Source organism: Pleomorphomonas sp. T1.2MG-36 (genome assembly GCF_950100655.1).
GTDB lineage: Bacteria > Pseudomonadota > Alphaproteobacteria > Rhizobiales > Pleomorphomonadaceae > Pleomorphomonas.
In genome coordinates, this window is the sequence record NZ_CATNLY010000047.1 from 1 (window position 1) to 213 (window position 213).

Below are 213 nucleotides of genomic sequence, written 5' to 3' on the forward strand. Positions count from 1 at the left end.
GAGCCCCGCATCGGCTGCCTTCTGGAAGAGTTCGGCTGCCTTGGCGCCATCGGCAGGCACCACGGTACCGTCGCGATAGAGCTCGCCGAGGCGGACATAGGCTCCGGGGTTTCCGGCGTCTGCGGACCGCTGCAGGAGATCGATGGCCTTGGTTCCATCGACGGGAACCGGTCCGCCACGGCTGTAAAGGTCGCCAAGCTGGTAAAGAGCGCC

At 66.2% G+C, this 213-nt stretch carries 1 protein-coding gene; it reads right to left on the bottom strand.

The annotated features are described in order from the left end of the window. The coding region (locus QQZ18_RS19265) for a tetratricopeptide repeat protein (RefSeq protein WP_446728685.1) at positions 1-213 on the bottom strand (213 nt) is incomplete at both ends.